Origin of the sequence: Streptomyces sp. NPDC102451 (assembly GCF_044765485.1) — a bacterium.
Lineage (GTDB): Bacteria > Actinomycetota > Actinomycetes > Streptomycetales > Streptomycetaceae > Streptomyces.
This window is the reverse complement of the sequence record NZ_JBIWKD010000006.1, coordinates 380,384-395,178: the sequence shown is the minus strand read 5'-3', so window position 1 is coordinate 395,178 and position 14,795 is coordinate 380,384. Positions and strand designations below refer to the sequence as shown.

The 14,795-nt window shown below is 71.8% G+C and carries 16 protein-coding genes; 9 read left to right on the top strand and 7 right to left on the bottom strand.

Annotation, left to right across the window (positions count from 1 at the left end):
- Positions 1–6: 6 nt before the first annotated feature.
- Both ACIRD8_RS17325 and ACIRD8_RS17320 read left to right on the top strand, forming a co-directional pair.
- The gene (locus ACIRD8_RS17325) at positions 7–1,134 is read left to right on the top strand and encodes an ABC transporter ATP-binding protein (RefSeq protein ID WP_403991609.1); all 1,128 of its coding nucleotides are present in this window, start codon (positions 7–9) and stop codon (positions 1,132–1,134) included.
- Complete coding sequence (locus ACIRD8_RS17320) at positions 1,131–1,997, top strand: ABC transporter permease subunit (protein WP_403991606.1); 867 nt, start codon at positions 1,131–1,133, stop codon at positions 1,995–1,997. Before ACIRD8_RS17325 ends, ACIRD8_RS17320 begins: the two co-directional genes overlap by 4 nt.
- A 13-nt stretch (positions 1,998–2,010) precedes the next feature.
- On the opposite strand, the gene ACIRD8_RS17315 is transcribed toward ACIRD8_RS17320, so the two are convergent.
- On the bottom strand, positions 2,011–2,340 hold the full coding sequence (locus ACIRD8_RS17315; RefSeq protein WP_403991603.1) for an ATP/GTP-binding protein: 330 nt from the start codon (positions 2,338–2,340) through the stop codon (positions 2,011–2,013).
- Between the two features lie 215 nt (positions 2,341–2,555).
- On the opposite strand from ACIRD8_RS17315, the gene ACIRD8_RS17310 reads away from it, so the two are divergent.
- The gene (locus ACIRD8_RS17310; RefSeq protein WP_403991599.1) at positions 2,556–3,587 is read left to right on the top strand and encodes an LLM class flavin-dependent oxidoreductase; all 1,032 of its coding nucleotides are present in this window, start codon (positions 2,556–2,558) and stop codon (positions 3,585–3,587) included.
- Positions 3,588–3,684: 97 nt separating this feature from the next.
- Here ACIRD8_RS17310 and ACIRD8_RS17305 read toward each other — a convergent pair whose 3' ends face one another.
- Entirely contained in the window at positions 3,685–4,077 is a 393-nt protein-coding gene (locus ACIRD8_RS17305; RefSeq protein WP_403991596.1) for an SCO5389 family protein, read from the bottom strand.
- 257 nt (positions 4,078–4,334) lie between these two features.
- On the opposite strand from ACIRD8_RS17305, the gene nucS reads away from it, so the two are divergent.
- Positions 4,335–5,006, top strand: a complete 672-nt coding sequence (gene nucS / locus ACIRD8_RS17300) for an endonuclease NucS (RefSeq protein WP_104789156.1) — start codon at positions 4,335–4,337, stop codon at positions 5,004–5,006.
- Between the two features lie 66 nt (positions 5,007–5,072).
- Here the strand turns inward: nucS and ACIRD8_RS17295 are convergent, their stop codons facing one another.
- From ACIRD8_RS17295 to ACIRD8_RS17280, 4 genes are all read right to left on the bottom strand, one after another.
- Positions 5,073–7,544, bottom strand: coding sequence for an ATP-binding protein (locus tag ACIRD8_RS17295; RefSeq protein ID WP_403991593.1), 2,472 nt, complete (start codon positions 7,542–7,544; stop codon positions 5,073–5,075).
- A 266-nt stretch (positions 7,545–7,810) separates the two neighbouring features.
- On the bottom strand, positions 7,811–8,134 hold the full coding sequence (locus ACIRD8_RS17290; protein WP_403785399.1) for an STAS domain-containing protein: 324 nt from the start codon (positions 8,132–8,134) through the stop codon (positions 7,811–7,813).
- Between the two features lie 242 nt (positions 8,135–8,376).
- Positions 8,377–9,225, bottom strand: a complete 849-nt coding sequence (locus ACIRD8_RS17285; RefSeq protein ID WP_403991590.1) for a 3-hydroxyacyl-CoA dehydrogenase family protein — start codon at positions 9,223–9,225, stop codon at positions 8,377–8,379.
- Positions 9,226–9,352: 127 nt separating this feature from the next.
- Complete coding sequence (locus ACIRD8_RS17280; RefSeq protein WP_403991587.1) at positions 9,353–9,994, bottom strand: TetR/AcrR family transcriptional regulator; 642 nt, start codon at positions 9,992–9,994, stop codon at positions 9,353–9,355.
- 82 nt (positions 9,995–10,076) lie between these two features.
- On the opposite strand from ACIRD8_RS17280, the gene ACIRD8_RS17275 reads away from it, so the two are divergent.
- From ACIRD8_RS17275 to ACIRD8_RS17265, 3 genes are read left to right on the top strand one after another with little or no spacing between them, the layout of a single operon-like run.
- Positions 10,077–10,859: an ABC transporter ATP-binding protein gene (locus ACIRD8_RS17275; RefSeq protein WP_403991584.1), complete on the top strand. Its 783-nt coding sequence runs from the start codon at positions 10,077–10,079 to the stop codon at positions 10,857–10,859.
- 7 nt (positions 10,860–10,866) lie between these two features.
- Positions 10,867–11,616, top strand: a complete 750-nt coding sequence (locus ACIRD8_RS17270; protein WP_403991581.1) for an ABC transporter permease — start codon at positions 10,867–10,869, stop codon at positions 11,614–11,616.
- Positions 11,617–11,629: 13 nt separating this feature from the next.
- Positions 11,630–12,202: a cob(I)yrinic acid a,c-diamide adenosyltransferase gene (locus tag ACIRD8_RS17265; protein ID WP_099174449.1), complete on the top strand. Its 573-nt coding sequence runs from the start codon at positions 11,630–11,632 to the stop codon at positions 12,200–12,202.
- A gap of 1 nt (position 12,203) precedes the next feature.
- On the opposite strand, the gene ACIRD8_RS17260 is transcribed toward ACIRD8_RS17265, so the two are convergent.
- Complete coding sequence (locus ACIRD8_RS17260; RefSeq protein ID WP_403991578.1) at positions 12,204–12,761, bottom strand: hypothetical protein; 558 nt, start codon at positions 12,759–12,761, stop codon at positions 12,204–12,206.
- 151 nt (positions 12,762–12,912) lie between these two features.
- On the opposite strand from ACIRD8_RS17260, the gene ACIRD8_RS17255 reads away from it, so the two are divergent.
- Together ACIRD8_RS17255 and ACIRD8_RS17250 are read left to right on the top strand one after the other, a co-directional pair.
- Complete coding sequence (locus ACIRD8_RS17255; protein WP_403991576.1) at positions 12,913–14,109, top strand: sensor histidine kinase; 1,197 nt, start codon at positions 12,913–12,915, stop codon at positions 14,107–14,109.
- The gene (locus tag ACIRD8_RS17250) at positions 14,106–14,747 is read left to right on the top strand and encodes a response regulator (RefSeq protein ID WP_403991573.1); all 642 of its coding nucleotides are present in this window, start codon (positions 14,106–14,108) and stop codon (positions 14,745–14,747) included. The genes ACIRD8_RS17255 and ACIRD8_RS17250 overlap by 4 nt, the downstream gene beginning before the upstream one ends.
- The last annotated feature ends 48 nt before the right edge of the window (positions 14,748–14,795 follow it).

Genomic DNA, 14,795 nt, shown 5'->3' with positions numbered 1-14,795 from the left:
TGGAGAATGATCGAGGCAGTCGGCCTGACCAAGCGCTACGGCGCGAAGACGGCCGTGCACAACCTTTCCTTCCAGGTGCGGCCGGGCGCCGTCACGGGGTTCCTCGGTCCCAACGGGTCGGGCAAGTCCACCACCATGCGCATGATGCTCGGCCTGGACCGGCCGACGTCCGGACACGTGACGATCGGCGGCCACGCCTTCCGCAGCCTTCCCAACGCCCCCCGCCAGGTCGGGGCGCTGCTCGACGCCAAGGCCGTGCACGGCGGGCGCAGCGCCCGTAACCACCTGCTGTGCCTGGCCCAGCTGGCGGGTATCCCGGCGGCCCGGGTGGACGAGGTCCTCGGCGTCGTCGGGCTGCAGGACGTCGCGAAGAAGCGGTCCAAGGGCTACTCCCTGGGCATGGGCCAGCGGCTCGGGATCGCGGCGGCGCTGCTCGGCGACCCGCAGGTGCTGCTCTTCGACGAGCCGGTCAACGGGCTCGACCCCGAGGGCATCCTCTGGGTCCGCAACCTGATGAAGCAGCTGGCGTCCGAGGGCCGCACGGTCTTCGTCTCCAGCCATCTGATGAGCGAGATGGCGGTCACCGCCGATCATCTGATCGTGATCGGGCGCGGGCAGCTGCTCTCCGACATGAGCATCAAGGAGTTCATCTCCGCCAACTCCGCCGACTTCGCGCGGGTCCGGGTCGCGGCGGGCCCGCCGGAGGAGCGGGAGAAGCTGACGGCCTCACTCACGGAGGCGGGCGCCGGGGTGATGACGGAGCCGGACGGCGCGCTGCGCGTCACCGGGCTGCCGCTGCCCCGCATCAGCGATCTGGCCCACGCGTCGGACGTCCGGCTCTGGGAGCTCTCGCCGCACCAGGCGTCGCTGGAGGAGGCGTACATGCGGATGACGCAGTCCGCCGTGGACTACCGCTCGACGGCGGACGCCAAGGAAGGGCTCCAGCCGCCCCCGCCGGGCTACGGACAGCCCGGTCACGAGGGCTACGGGCAGCCCGGGTACGCACCCGAGCCTCCCCCGGAGGTCCCGCAGCAGGGCTGGTACGCCCCGCCGCCCCCGGGACAGAACCCGTACGCCGCGCCCGCGCCCGCCGCGGACCCGGCCGCACGCAAGAGCAGCGAGGACCCCCGATGACGATGCCGCCGCCCCCGCAGGCGCACCCGGCCCCCCAGCCGCCGCAGCAGCAGGGCTGGGACGGCGCACCCGGCCTGTACTCCTCTCCGATCCCCGTGCGCACCCCCGGCCTCGGTGACGCGATCGCCTCCGAGTGGACGAAGATCCGCTCCGTGCGCTCCACGATGTGGACGCTCGGCGTGATGATCGTGCTCCTGATCGGCGTCGGGCTGCTCACCGCGCTCGCCGTGAGCCTGTCGGACTCCCCCATGGACGAGACGCCCGTGCTCAGCCTCGGATTCTTCGGCGTCCTGCTCGGGTCGATCTGTGTGATCACCCTCGGCGTGCTGACCATCGCGTCCGAGTACGGCACCGGGATGATCCGTACAACGCTGACCGCGTGCCCGAGCCGGGCCCGGATCCTGTGCGCGAAGTCGATCGTCTTCTTCCTGCTCGCCTTCACGATCACCACGGTGACCACCGGGATCGTCGGCGTGCTGCAGACGGCCCTGCTGGACGGCGCGACGCCCGACACCGGCTTCTGGGTGCGCTCCACGGTGGGGATCGGCCTCTACGTCGCGACGCTCGGGCTGCTCTCGCTCGCGCTCGGGGCGATCATCCGGCACTCGGCCGGTGCCATCACGATCATGATCGCGCTGGTGCTGCTCCCGCTCGTGCTGGCGATGTTCATGTTCTCGCCGACGCTGGCCCGGGTGCAGCAGGCGCTGTTCGAGTACTCGATCCCCAACCAGCTCGGGGCGATGTACGACGTGTCGGTGACCGCGTCGGGCCCGACCGGCTGGGAGCCGCTGTTCATCATCCTCGGGGTGACCGCGGTGGCCATGGCCGGCGCCCTCCTGTCGCTGGACCGGCGGGACGTCTGACCCGGAGGCCTTCTCAGTAGCGCGGGGCGTTCCTGGACCGCTGCACCCGTGTGGTGCGGCGGTCCTTCGCGTTCCAGCAGGCCTTGTGCCAGTGCCTGCGGTCGTCGATCCCGCCGAACTCGGGCCAGGCGACGAGGTGCGGCACCCCGGACGGGATCTCCTGGTCGCAGCCGGGGCAGCGGTAGCGCTTGCCCGCCGCGCTCGCGCCGCTCACCGGGCGCACCGACCACTCCTCGCCCTGCCAGCTCTCCGTGGCGCCGCCCCCGCCGTACCGCTCCCCCGGCCCTCGGTCGTTGCCGGCAGGACTCTCGCCGCCTCGGGGGCGGTTACGGCGCGGGGACACGGGACACCTCACGGGGCGGGCACGGGCGGATTGTTCCGTCCAGCCTAGAGCCACCGGCCCCCGGACTGTGTCGGGAGTGGCTGGTGAGCATGTGCGGGGCGGGTGGGTTACCGGAAAATCGCAACAACTTCGCCGTGGACCGTGCCTTTGGCACGTGTCAGACGTTGTTGCCAGTGAGGGGGACAGCCGCGTCGGCCGTAAGGAGGCAGAAGGCGATGCGCGTAGGAACGTTCGTACTGGCAGCTCAGTTTCCGGGCCAGGGACAGGGTGAGGCCCTGCACCGGGCCGTCCGCTCCGCGGAGGTGGCGGAGGAGTCCGGGCTCGATTCCGTCTGGCTGGCGGAGCATCATTTCGTGCCGTACGGGGTGTGCCCGTCCGCCACGACACTGGCCGCGCTGCTGCTCGGCCGCACCCGCAGGATCCGCGTGGGCACGGCGGTCAGCGTGCTGCCGAACCAGCACCCGGTCGCGCTCGGCGAACAGGCAGTGCTGCTGCACCTGACCAGCGGCGGGCGCTTCTCCCTCGGGGTGGGGCGTGGCGGCCCCTGGGTCGACCTGGAGGTGTTCGGAGGCGGACTCGAGGCGTACGAGCGGGGCTTCCCCGAGGCGCTGGAGCTGCTGCTCGACTGGCTGGACAAGCCCCGGGTGGCGGGCAGCGGGGAGCGTTACGGCTTCCGTGAGGTGGCCGTGGTGCCCCGCGCCGACGAGCTCCTCGGGGACGGTCCGCCGGGCCCCGAGGTGATCGTCGCCTGCACGTCGCCGAAAAGCGTGAAACTCGCCGCTGAAAAGGGTTTGCCGATGCTCCTCGGGATGCATTGCGGCGACGAGGAGAAGGCCGACATGGTCGCTCTGTGGCGATCGGCGGCCCGGGAGGCCGGTCAGCCGGCGGAGGTCTCGGAGCGTGTAGCACATGTGTCCGCAGGGGTGGCTCAGATCGCCGACCGTCCGGCCGACGCCGTGGAGACGCTCGTGAAGGCCATGCCGGGCTGGCTGCGGCAGGGGCTCGACGCCCATGTGACGGTCGACGGCCGGCACCGGGTGATGCGGGATCCCGTCGCGTACACGGAGTTCCTGTGCGGCCTGCATCCGGTGGGTCCGCCCCGCTTCGCCGCGGACCGGCTCGCGGCCACGGCGGAGCGCACGGGCATCACCCGCTTCGCCCTCATGGTCGAGGGGTCGGGTGATCTCGCGTCGACGGAGACGAATGTGGAGCGGCTGGGCACGGAAGTGCTGCCGCTGCTGGAGTGACGCGTTCACGCTGGTAGTCCTGGTGGTGCGGTGGTGCGGGAGCTGCCGCCCCGGAGCCAGTTGCACCTCCCGCGGCCCGAAGCGGCAGCAGAAGCGTTCAGCAGTCCCGTAGTTCGGGCGACTGGTTGAGCAGCTGGCCCCTCACCGAGGTGAATTTGGCCAGCCGGTCGTCGACCGAGGCGTCCAGCGGGAACACCGCGACGCGGTGGCAGTTCTGGAATGCCAGGCGCACTCCGAAGTGCCGCTGCAGCGCGCCGCGTATCGCATCACTCGCGAGCGCACGCAGCAGCTGACCACGTGCCTGCTCGTCCGGCGGGGGCGTCTGGTTGTCGGCGAATTCTCCGCCGTCCACCTTCAGCTGGGCCACCAGGGAGCTGATCATCTCCCATGCGTAGGGCAGGGAGGTCCGGACGCAGTCGACGAAGTCGGCTTCGTCGACCTCGCCTCGCTCGGCCTGTTCCAACAGCGCCGGTGAGACGTCGAGCGACATGGGTTCTCCTCTCGCGACCCCGACAGGTGGCCGGGGCCTTACGGGCAGGGCAGGGTGGCGACGCTGCGTACACAGACGACGACCTCCTGCTTCCACGGTAAGGGCGCAGTCCGGGCCGCACCAGGAGATTGGGAACACAACCGGCCAATAACGAACGGTCGCAAAGAGGGGCAAGCCAGATCGGTCCGGGGCGGGAGGTGCGCCGGGGGCGTCCGGGAATCGCGTCGACCAGGGGTCGTCGAGTAGCGTTGCCGACCATGCGTCTCGTCATCGCCCGTTGCTCCGTCGACTATGCGGGCCGGCTCACTGCCCACCTGCCCTCCGCCCCCCGTCTGATCCTGGTGAAGGCGGACGGCAGCGTCTCGATCCACGCCGACGACCGGGCGTACAAACCTCTCAACTGGATGTCCCCGCCGTGCACCCTGAAGGAGGGCGCCGACGACAGCGAGGGCGTCTGGACCGTGGTGAACAAAGCGGGCGAGAAACTGATCATCACGATGGAGGAGATCCTCCACGATTCGTCGCATGAGCTGGGCGTCGACCCAGGGCTCATCAAGGACGGTGTGGAGGCGCACCTCCAGGAGCTGCTCGCCGACCGCATCGAGACGATCGGCGAGGGCTACACCCTGATCCGCCGGGAGTACCCGACCGCGATCGGCCCGGTCGACATCCTGTGCCGGGACGCGGACGGCGCGACGGTGGCCGTGGAGCTGAAGCGGCGGGGCGACATCGACGGGGTGGAGCAGCTGACGCGTTATCTGGAGCTGCTCAACCGCGATCCGCATCTGGCGCCGGTGCGGGGCGTGTTCGCGGCGCAGGAGATCAAGCCGCAGGCCCGGGTGCTGGCGACGGACCGTGGGATCGGGTGCCTGGTCCTGGACTACGACGCGATGCGCGGCATCGAGGACGACAAGCTGCGACTGTTCTGACCCGGGGCCGTTGCCCCGTGACGCCGTACGGTCCTGGATTCCGGGCCGTACGGCGTTCTCGTGCTCTCAGGCCGTCGTCGGGGAGACGGATCCGTCCTCGGTCGTCGAGGCGGTGACGCTCTCCGCCGGGCCGCTCGCGGAGTCGGACATCGACGGTTCCGTGGTCGTCTCCGACTCCGACGGGGTGGGCTCCGGGGACTCGGGGTCGGTCGGCGTCCCGCTCGGGGACTCGGACGCGTCGGGCGGGGTGGTCGGCGGCTTCGTCGGCTTCTTCGTCGGCGTGGGGCTGCCGTGGGTCGGCCGGTCGCTGGGGCTACCGCTCGACGAGGTGCTCGCTCCCGGGCTGGTGGCGGGGCCGGAGGCGCCGGGGGACGGGCTGCCGCTCGCGGAGGGGGTGGCGGTGCCGGACGGTCCGGGGGACTCGGAGCCGTCGTCGGCCTCGTTCTCCTCGGTGGCCGGGTCGTCGGTCGGCTCGTCCGCGGGGAGGCCGTTCTCGCTGTCGTCCTCGTTCGCGGACTGTTCGGTCGTGACGTTCTGCCCGTCGGGGTCCTCGCTCCCCGAGGTGGCGCCGAGCGTCACCACGGTGCCGAGCACGGCCGCCAGCAGCGCGCCCGCACCCACCGCGACGAGATTGCGCCGGGCCCCTCGAAGCACGCCCATGCGCCCGGCGGGCGGGCCGGGGGGCGGCGTGGCCTGACGGGCGATCAGGGTCGCGGAGGTGTCGGTCAGCCGGGGGAAGAGCGGCTTGGCCTCCGGGACACCGCCGGGGGGCGAGGCCGACTCGTCGTGGCGCGGGGCCGGCACCTCATCGCCCGCCGGGGTGCTGAGCACCGGTTCGCCCGAGCGGTCCGCGACGAGGGCGAGCGCCCGGCGTCCGGCGACCGCGCCGGGCTTGTCGGCGAGCGCCCCGCGCATGCCGATGGACGCCTCCAGTTCGGCCCTGGCCCGGTCCAGCTGGCCGGAGCAGAGCGCGAGGACACCCAACTCATGGTGGAAGTACGCCTCTTCCGCCACCTCACCGGCGATCCGTGCGGCCTCCTGGCCGGCCCTGAGGGCCTTCTCCCAGGCGCCCCACTGCATGCCCGCCGCGAAGGCGGGAGCGGCGCTGCGGGCCAGCAGGACGGCCACGCTGGCCTGTCCCGGCGCCTCGCCGGGGACGAGGCGGGTCATCGAGGCCAGGAGCGCGTCCGCCTCGGCGACCGCGCGTTCCGGGGTGACGGAGGGGTGCCCCGCCCACCAGGCGTAGTGCTGGGCGGCGCTGCGGGCGTGCGCGTCCGCGCTCTCGTCGTATCCGCTCGCCTCCAGCTGGGCCAGGACGCCGGCGGCCAGCCGGTAGCGGGGTCCGGCCGGGGAGAGCAGTCCGCTGAGGGCCAGCTCGCCCAGGGCGGCGTCGGCGTGGGTGTCCCCCACGAGGGCGGGCAGGTGCGCCTGGTGCGGCACCTCTCCGCCCAGCGCGACGGCGAAGCGCAGGGTCTCGCGGGCGGCCTCGCTGAGCCGGGAGGCGAGCAGGGCGGCGGGTGCGGCGCCCTCACCGAGGCTGGGCAGCGGGAGGCCGGCGGGCTCGGCCCGGCCGAAGGGGGCGTCGGCCGGGTCTTCGTCGTAGGCGTCGAAGGCGTCCTGACCGGCGCGCTGGTCGTCGCGCTGGCGCAGCAGGGCGCCGGCCTGGACGAAGCGCAGCGGCAGGCCTTCGGACTCGAACCAGAGGTCTCCCGCCCAGTTCGCCTCCTCGTCGGTGAGCGTGCGCTCCACGACGTGTTCCATCAGTTCGATGGAGGCGCTGCGGTCGAGACCGGTGAGGAAGACCTCTTCGAGGTTCGCCTCGGCCGCGGGGGCGGGGACGTCGGGGGTCGCGGCGAGGAGGAACGCGCACTCCGGGGTGGCGTCGAGCAGCTCCTGGAGCGCGGCGCCGCCGAGCTCCAGGTCGTCGACGACGACGACGGCGCCGATGCCGTGGACGAGCCCGAGGAGCCCTTCGCGGTCGGGGCGGTGCAGCGGAGCACGGTAGACGGCCTCGAAGAGTCCGTGGAGCAGTTCGGTGGCGGTCCGCTTGTAACCGGAGAGCCGTACGACGCCGTCCGGTGCCAGGTCCGCGCAGTCGGCGGCGACGGCGTCCAGGAGTGCCGTCCGTCCCGAACCGGCCGGTCCGGTGAGGCACACCGAGCGGCCCCGGGCGAGCAGCCGGACCAGCCGCTCGCGCTCCTCCTGGCGTTCCAGGAGGGGCATCTGCGGTGCGGGCGGCCCCGGAGGGACGGGCGGCGCGGCTGCGCGCTCGCGCTCCACGCGCTGGGCGGCGGTGTGCCGTACGGGCGGGTCGGGCTGTTCCCCCGGCCTGCAGGGCTCGATCTCGCTGCCGTCGACCGGATTGACGGTGAGCAGGAAGTCACCCGATATCAGCTGCACCGTGCGCGACTGCTGGGGTGTCTGGTGCCCGAGGTCGGGTGTCAGCGGGTCGCGGGACTGCCGCCGCCGCCCGGCGTCGTCGCCGGAACGGTCGGTGCCGTGGCCGTACTCTTCCGGTCCCCGGTTGATCGGGTCCATCGTCAAAGTCCCCCAGACGCGCAGCGCGCGGTTGCCCCCTCCGGCCTCGCACGCCCCGCTGTCGCTGTCGCTCCCGGTCCGGTGTCCGCCAGTGGGTCTCGTCGATCGGCAGACGGCCGAACCCTAAACCTTCGCACAGTATCTACGAACCGGCGGGGGGCCGCGCGGCCCGCGACATCACATTCTCGTGAGGATTGTGCGTGTATCGCCGCCCACGGGCGCTCCGCCCGGCCCCGGCCGGGCAGGCGGACCTTCACCACACGTGCTTAGACGCGTGGCAGGGAGTCCGCGGCGATCCCGCCCTCGATGGCCAGGATCCTGTGCAGCCTCGTCGCCACCAGCAGGCGCTGCATCTGCGGCGGCACGCCGCGCAGCACCAGCCGCCGGCCGGCCCGGCCGGCTCTGCGGTGCGCGCCCATGATGACGCCGAGTCCGGTGGCGTCCCACGAGTCGAGCTCGGTCAGGTTCAGCACGAGATCGCCGGCTCCGTCGTCGACGGCCGAGTGCAGGACCGTACGGGCGTCCGCCGCGCTTCGGACGTCGAGGCGGCCCCCGACGAGCAGCTCGGCGTGGTCGCCCCTGATGTGCATATGCGCTCCCCGGAAGTACTCCGCAGCAAGGTCGGTCTGTCTTTTTCTCTTTCTTCCTCTGCCACAACTGACTGCCGCAGCGACAAGGAAGTTGCCGTCTGTAAGCGAACCGATACCGAATTCACCCCGAGGGGTGAAGCAGGTCCGGCGATACCCGCTGGATCCGTGCGCCGGGCGGCGCCGGATCCCGGAACCCCGGCGCTGAATGACGGCACATCAGGCAGCCGGGGACCCGGTCGTGATCAGTAGGTGTAGAAGCCCTGCCCGCTCTTGCGCCCGATGTCACCTGCGTCGACCATCCGGCGCATCAGTTCCGGAGCGGCGAACTTCTCGTCCTGCGACTCGGTGTAGATGTTGCCCGTGGCGTGCAGGAGGATGTCCACGCCGGTCATGTCGGCCGTCGCGAGCGGGCCCATGGCGTGGCCGAAGCCCAGCTTGCACGCGGTGTCGATGTCCTCGGCCGAGGCCACGCCCGACTCGTACAGCTTGGCCGCCTCGACGACCAGCGCCGAGATCAGCCGGGTGGTGACGAAGCCGGCGACGTCGCGGTTGACGACGATGCAGGTCTTGCCCACGGACTCGGCGAACTCCCGCGCGGTGGCGAGCGTTTCGTCGCTGGTCTTGTAGCCGCGCACCAGCTCGCAGAGCTGCATCATCGGCACCGGCGAGAAGAAGTGCACACCGACGACCCGCTCCGGGCGCTCCGTCACGGCCGCGATCTTGGTGATCGGGATGGCGGAGGTGTTGGAGGCGAGGACGGCGTCCTCCCGTACGACCTTGTCGAGCGTACGGAAGATCTCGTGCTTGACCTCGAGCTTCTCGAAGACGGCCTCGACGACGACGTCGGCGTCGGCCACCGCGTCCAGGTCGGTGGTCGTGGTGATCCGGGCGAGCGCGGCCTCGGCGTCGGCCGCCGCCAGCTTGCCCTTGGCGACGAACTTGCCGTAGCTGGCCTCGATGCCGCCGCGCCCGCGGGCCAGGGCCTCGTCGGTGACATCACGCAGCACGACGTCCCAGCCCGCCTGGGCGGAGACCTGCGCGATACCGGACCCCATGAGTCCGGCGCCGATGACGGCGAGCTTCCTGGCCACGTTTCGCACCCCAATGCTTGTCAGTCGTTCGCATGCTCTCCGGCGGAGATTAGTACCCGTGAGGGTCGTTACGGCCCTGAAGAGATGCGCGTCACGTCTCACATGACGGACATCACACCGCCCGGCGTCACCCGGCGGCGCGTCGTGCGTAGTTGAGCACCTTCTCACCGAGGAGGTCCTCCATGTCGTCGAGCAGGACGAGCGCGTCGCGCGAGACCTCGTCCGTCCGGCGGCCCGCGACCATCTCGCCGCCGATGTACGCCATGAGCGTGCTGTGCACCCAGGAGAGCTGACCGGCCACCAGGACCGGGGCTTGGTCGCCGGGGTCCGCACCGGACTCCTCCCGCAGGGTCCCCTCCAGGTGGAGCTGTGCCTCCTGCCCGATGTGCCAGAGGCGGGCCTTGAGCGTGTCGGCGCCCTCGATGACCCGCATGAAGTCGGCGTACCCGTCGATGAGGCCGACCGTCGGCGAGACGCCCTCCACCTGGATCCGCAGTTCGCGCAGGACGGCTTCGGCGGCGGACTCGCCCGTGTCGCGGCCCCGCACGCAGCGCGAGAGCCGGTCGACGATGCCGCGGCTGCGGTCCAGGAAGAGGTCCTCCTTGGCCGGGAAGTAGTTGTAGACCGTGTTCACCGAGACGTCGGCGGCCTCGGCGATCTCGGCGATCGTGACCGCGTCGAAGCCCCGCTCCACGAAGAGCCCGGTGGCCACGTCCGAGAGGTGCTGCCTCGTCCGGCGCTTCTTCCGCTCCCTCAGTCCCTCTGCCATGGGTCCATCGTACGGATGCCGTGGTGCCGATGAAATTTTGGAGCCATTGCAATTTTTCATTGACTCTGTTTTTGTGGTCACCATGCCAATCATCAGCACGTCCGGGCTCGCCCGGACCTTCACCACCAAGGCGGGGCCGGTCCACGCCGTGCGCTCGGTCGACCTCGCCGTCATGCCGGGCGAGATCGTCGGCCTCCTGGGACCCAACGGCGCGGGCAAGACCACCACCCTGCGGATGCTCACCACCCTGCTCGCCCCGACCGGCGGCGCGGCCACCGTGGCCGGCTGCGATCTGACGGCGGACCCGGCGGGCGTCCGCGAGAAGTGTGGTTACGTCGCCCAGTCGGGCGGGGTCGACCCGCACATCAGCGTGCGGGAGGAGCTGGTCACCCAGGGGCGGCTGTACCGGCTGAGCAAGGCGGACGCCATCGCGCGGGCGGACGAACTGGCCGCACATCTGGGCCTCGGAGAGCTGCTGGACCGCAGGACGGCCGCGCTCTCCGGCGGCCAGCGGCGCCGGCTGGACATCGCGATGGGCCTCACCCACCGTCCGGCCGTGCTCTTCCTCGACGAGCCGACCACCGGGCTCGACCCGGGCAGCCGGGAGGATCTGTGGGACCTGGTCCGGGGGCTGCGGGACGACTTCGGCACGACGGTCGTGCTCACCACCCACTACCTCGACGAGGCCGACGCCCTCGCGGACCGGCTGGTCGTCATCGACGGCGGCCTGGTCGTCGCCGAGGGCGCGCCCGCCGCGCTGAAGACCGAGCACGCCGGCTCCCCCGACGCCTCGCTCCACGAGACCTTCCTCGCGATCACCGGGCGCACCCCGGCGCCCGCCGACCCCGCCCCCGTCGCCGTATAGGACCCCCATGCTGATCCACGACACCTCGCTGATCTTCGGCCGGTACGTCCGGCAGACCCTGCGCTCCCGGTTCCAGATCTTCTTCGGGATCCTGATGCCGCTGCTCTACCTGCTCTTCTTCGGCCCGCTCCTCACGGGCCTCCCGCTCGGCTCCACCGGTGACTCCTGGCAGGTCCTGGTGCCCGGGCTGCTCCTGCAACTGGCGCTCTTCGGGGCGTCGTTCACCGGCTTCGCGATCATCATCGAGCAGTCGACCGGGGTGGTGGAGCGCATGCGCGTGACCCCCGTCAGCCGGCTGGCCCTCCTGCTGGGCCGGGTCCTGCGGGACGCCCTGCTGTTCATGTTCCAGGCCGTACTGCTGGTGCTCGCCGCGCTGGTCATGGGGTTGCGCGCCCCGCTGCCCGGGGTGCTCGTCGGCTTCGCGTTCGTGGGCCTGCTGACGGTCTCGCTGGCCTCGCTGTCGTACGCGCTGGCCATGAAGGTGCGTACGCCGCAGGAGTTCGGGCCGGTGATCAACTCGCTGACCATGCCGGCGATGCTGCTCTCCGGCCTGATGCTGCCGATGACGCTCGGCCCCGCGTGGCTGGACGTGCTGTCGCACTTCACGCCGTTCCGCTACCTGGTGGACGCCGTGCGGGACGCGTACGTCGGCTCGTACGCCACGGCGCACATGCTGTACGGGGGGCTGGTGGCGCTCGCGTTCGCCCTTCTGGCCGTGACGGTCGGCACACGCGTCTTCCGTAAGGCCGGAGCGTAACTACGCTGACCTCATGGTCAATCTGACGCGCATCTACACCCGCACCGGCGACAAGGGCACCACCGCCCTCGGCGACATGAGCCGGACCGCCAAGACCGATCTGCGGATCTCGGCGTACGCCGACGCCAACGAGGCCAATGCCGTCATCGGCACGGCCGTCGCGCTCGGGAACCTCCCCGAGGACGTCGTGAAGGTCCTCGTCCGGGTCCAGAACGACCTGTTCGACGTGGGCGCGGACCTGTCCACGCCGGTGGTGGAGAACCCGGAGTACCCGCCGCTGCGGGTGGAGCAGTCGTACGTCGACAAGCTGGAGGCGGACTGCGACACCTTCCTGGAGGAGCTGGAGAAGCTCCGCAGCTTCATCCTCCCGGGCGGGACCCCGGGGGCGGCGCTGCTGCACCAGGCCTGCACGGTCGTGCGCCGCGCGGAGCGCTCCACCTGGGCGGCTCTGGAGGTGCACGGCGAGGTCATGAACGCGCTGACGGCGACCTATCTCAACCGCCTCTCCGACCTCCTGTTCATCCTGGCCAGGACGGCGAACAAGGAGGTCGGGGACGTGCTGTGGGTGCCGGGCGGCGAGCGCTGAGTCAGCGGCCCGCCCCGACCCGGTCCTCCGGTTCCCGCTTCGGGGCGACGGTGTAGCCCACGGCGATGATCAGGTTGATCCCGATCACCCAGAGCATCTTCTGCTGCCACATCCGCAGCGAGCCGGTGTCCCCGTCGGCGCCGACGTACCAGACCGCCGCCTGGAGCAGGGCCGCCGCCGTCACCGCGGCGACGGTCCAGCGGGCGGCGGTGCGCCACTCGTGGGCGGCCCGCGCCATCCCGTACTTCGGGGGCCTCACCGGCGGCGGTCCGCCCGCGAAGCGGTGGGCGACCCTGGCGTCCACCCACCTGATGGTGGAGTGGCCGAGCCCCACCGTGAAGCCGATGTAGACGGCGGCCAGGCCGTGCTTCCAGTCCGGCTCGGCGCCGTTCTTCAGGTCGACGGCCGTCACCACCAGCAGGACCACCTCCAGCAGGGGCTCGCACAGCAGGACGGCGGCCCCCAGGCGGGGCTTCTTCGCGACGTACCGCAGCGCGAGTCCGGTGGCCAGCAGCACCCAGAAGCCGACCTCGCACAGCACGATCAGTATGACGATCACAGCGCCTCCCCTTCCGGTCCCTTCCAGGCTGCCTTCCGTACGGCGCCGGATCGTCGTCGGCAGTGACGAGACGTGACTGCATCCTTCGATGTACCGGCGCCTCCGCCCGGGTACGGACGTGGCGCGGGCCCGCGCCGTGTTGGATGGACGGGTGTTCACCTCTCCGCGTCCGCACCGCCATGACGTACTGATCGCGGTGACCGGGCTGGCGGGCGGGCTGGTGCTCTGGACCGCCGGGCTGCACACCCAGGGCGGCCGGGCCTTCGGCGCCCACTGGGTCGCCCTGCTGCCGCTGGTGGCGACGGCCGGCCTGGAGCTGCTGCGCAGGAGCCGGCCGCAGACCGCGGTCGCCCTGGGGACGCTCGCGCTGGTCGCCGACCAGTTCACGACGGGCAGCCTGGCGACCGTCCTGATGTACACCGACCTCATGTACGCGGCCGTGGTCTACGGGACCCCGGCCGCCGCCCGCCGGATCCCGGTGGCCACCTTCCTGGTCACCGTCGCGTTCACCATCGGCTTCCTCGCCTGGTTCCGGGACCCCGAGGCCCTGCTGGTCGCCGTGGCGACCGGGCTGGTCCTCTTCGCGCCGGCCCTCACCGGCGTCAGCGTGCGCAACCACCGGGAGGCCGCCGAGGCGGCCCGGCTGCGCGCCGACCAGACCGCGCTGCTGGCCGAGATGGACCGGGTGCAGGCGGTGACCGCCGAGCGCTCCCGGATGGCCCGCGAGCTGCACGACATGGTCGCCAACCACCTCTCCGCGATCGCCATCCACTCCACCGCGGCGCTCTCCATCGACGACCCCGGCACCTCCCGCGAGGCCCTCGGGGTGATCCGGCGGAACAGCGTCGACGGGCTGGCCGAGATGCGGCGGCTGATCGGGCTGCTGAGGGAGAGCGGCGCGGGCGGACCGCCGAGCGCCGCTCCGACCCTCGCGTCCCTGGACACCCTCGTGGGGCAGGCGGGCGCGAACTCCGCGTCGAGCGGGCTCACCGTCACCCTGGAGGACGGCCGCGAGGAGTCCGGGCCGCTGCCCGCTCCGGTGGAGCTCGCGGCGTACCGCATCGTCCAGGAGTCGCTGACGAACGCGCTGAAGCACGCGGCGCCCGGGCCGGTGACGGTCCGGCTGGGGCGCTCGCGCGAGGTGCTGACGGTGGAGGTGAGCAGCGTGCTCGGCGAACGGCCCGGCCCGCGCGCGCCCGGTTCGGGGGCCGGCCTGGTGGGGATGCGGGAACGGGTGGCGCTGCTGGGAGGGACCATCGCGGCGGCGCCGGAACTCCGGGGTGACGGCACGAGGATCTGGCTGGTGCGGGCCGAACTGCCCGTCGAGGAGAGGACGTACCGGACATGACGATCCGGGTGCTGGTCGCGGAGGACCAGTCGGCGGTGCGCGCGGGGCTGGTGCTGATCCTGGGCAGCGCACCGGACATCGAGGTCGTGGGAGAGGCGGCCGACGGCGAGGCCGCCGTACGCCTGGCGCGTGAACTCCGCCCGGATCTGGTGCTGATGGACGTACAGATGCCACGGCTGGACGGGGTGTCCGCGACCCGGTTGGTGGTGGCGGAGCAGCTGGCGGACGTGCTGGTGCTGACCACCTTCGACCTGGACGAGTACGTCTTCGGCGCGCTCCGCGCGGGGGCGTCGGGCTTCCTGCTGAAGAACACCGACGCGCGCGATCTGCTGGAGGCGGTCCGCACCGTGGCGCGCGGCGAGGGCATGATCGCCCCGGCCGTCACACGCCGGCTGATCGCGGAGTTCGCCGGGGCGGCGCCCGTGCGCAGGGCCGACCCCGCGGCACTGGACGTGCTGACCCGCCGGGAGCGGGAGGTGCTGGGGTGCCTCGGCGAGGGGCTGTCGAACGCGGAGATCGCGGAACGGCTCCGGATGGCGGAGGCGACGGTGAAGACCCATGTCAGCAGGCTGCTCGGAAAGCTGGAGCTGCGCAGCAGGGTCCAAGCGGCGGTGCTCGCTCAGGAGTTGGGCCTCTGACCTCCGAGGAAACTTTGGTCTGGACCTCTTGACGATTGGTCCAGACCT

What these genes read in the sequence shown, in the direction of transcription:
- ACIRD8_RS17325 (WP_403991609.1), top strand. Translation starts at nt 7, where the DNA reads ATGATCGAGGCAGTCGGCCTGACCAAGCGCTACGGCGCGAAGACGGCC.
- ACIRD8_RS17320 (WP_403991606.1), top strand. Translation starts at nt 1,131, where the DNA reads ATGACGATGCCGCCGCCCCCGCAGGCGCACCCGGCCCCCCAGCCGCCG.
- ACIRD8_RS17310 (WP_403991599.1), top strand. Translation starts at nt 2,556, where the DNA reads ATGCGCGTAGGAACGTTCGTACTGGCAGCTCAGTTTCCGGGCCAGGGA.
- ACIRD8_RS17305 (WP_403991596.1), bottom strand. Translation starts at nt 4,077, where the DNA reads ATGTCGCTCGACGTCTCACCGGCGCTGTTGGAACAGGCCGAGCGAGGC.
- nucS (WP_104789156.1), top strand. Translation starts at nt 4,335, where the DNA reads ATGCGTCTCGTCATCGCCCGTTGCTCCGTCGACTATGCGGGCCGGCTC.
- ACIRD8_RS17295 (WP_403991593.1), bottom strand. Translation starts at nt 7,544, where the DNA reads ATGGACCCGATCAACCGGGGACCGGAAGAGTACGGCCACGGCACCGAC.
- ACIRD8_RS17290 (WP_403785399.1), bottom strand. Translation starts at nt 8,134, where the DNA reads ATGCACATCAGGGGCGACCACGCCGAGCTGCTCGTCGGGGGCCGCCTC.
- ACIRD8_RS17280 (WP_403991587.1), bottom strand. Translation starts at nt 9,994, where the DNA reads ATGGCAGAGGGACTGAGGGAGCGGAAGAAGCGCCGGACGAGGCAGCAC.
- ACIRD8_RS17275 (WP_403991584.1), top strand. Translation starts at nt 10,077, where the DNA reads ATGCCAATCATCAGCACGTCCGGGCTCGCCCGGACCTTCACCACCAAG.
- ACIRD8_RS17270 (WP_403991581.1), top strand. Translation starts at nt 10,867, where the DNA reads ATGCTGATCCACGACACCTCGCTGATCTTCGGCCGGTACGTCCGGCAG.
- ACIRD8_RS17265 (WP_099174449.1), top strand. Translation starts at nt 11,630, where the DNA reads ATGGTCAATCTGACGCGCATCTACACCCGCACCGGCGACAAGGGCACC.
- ACIRD8_RS17250 (WP_403991573.1), top strand. Translation starts at nt 14,106, where the DNA reads ATGACGATCCGGGTGCTGGTCGCGGAGGACCAGTCGGCGGTGCGCGCG.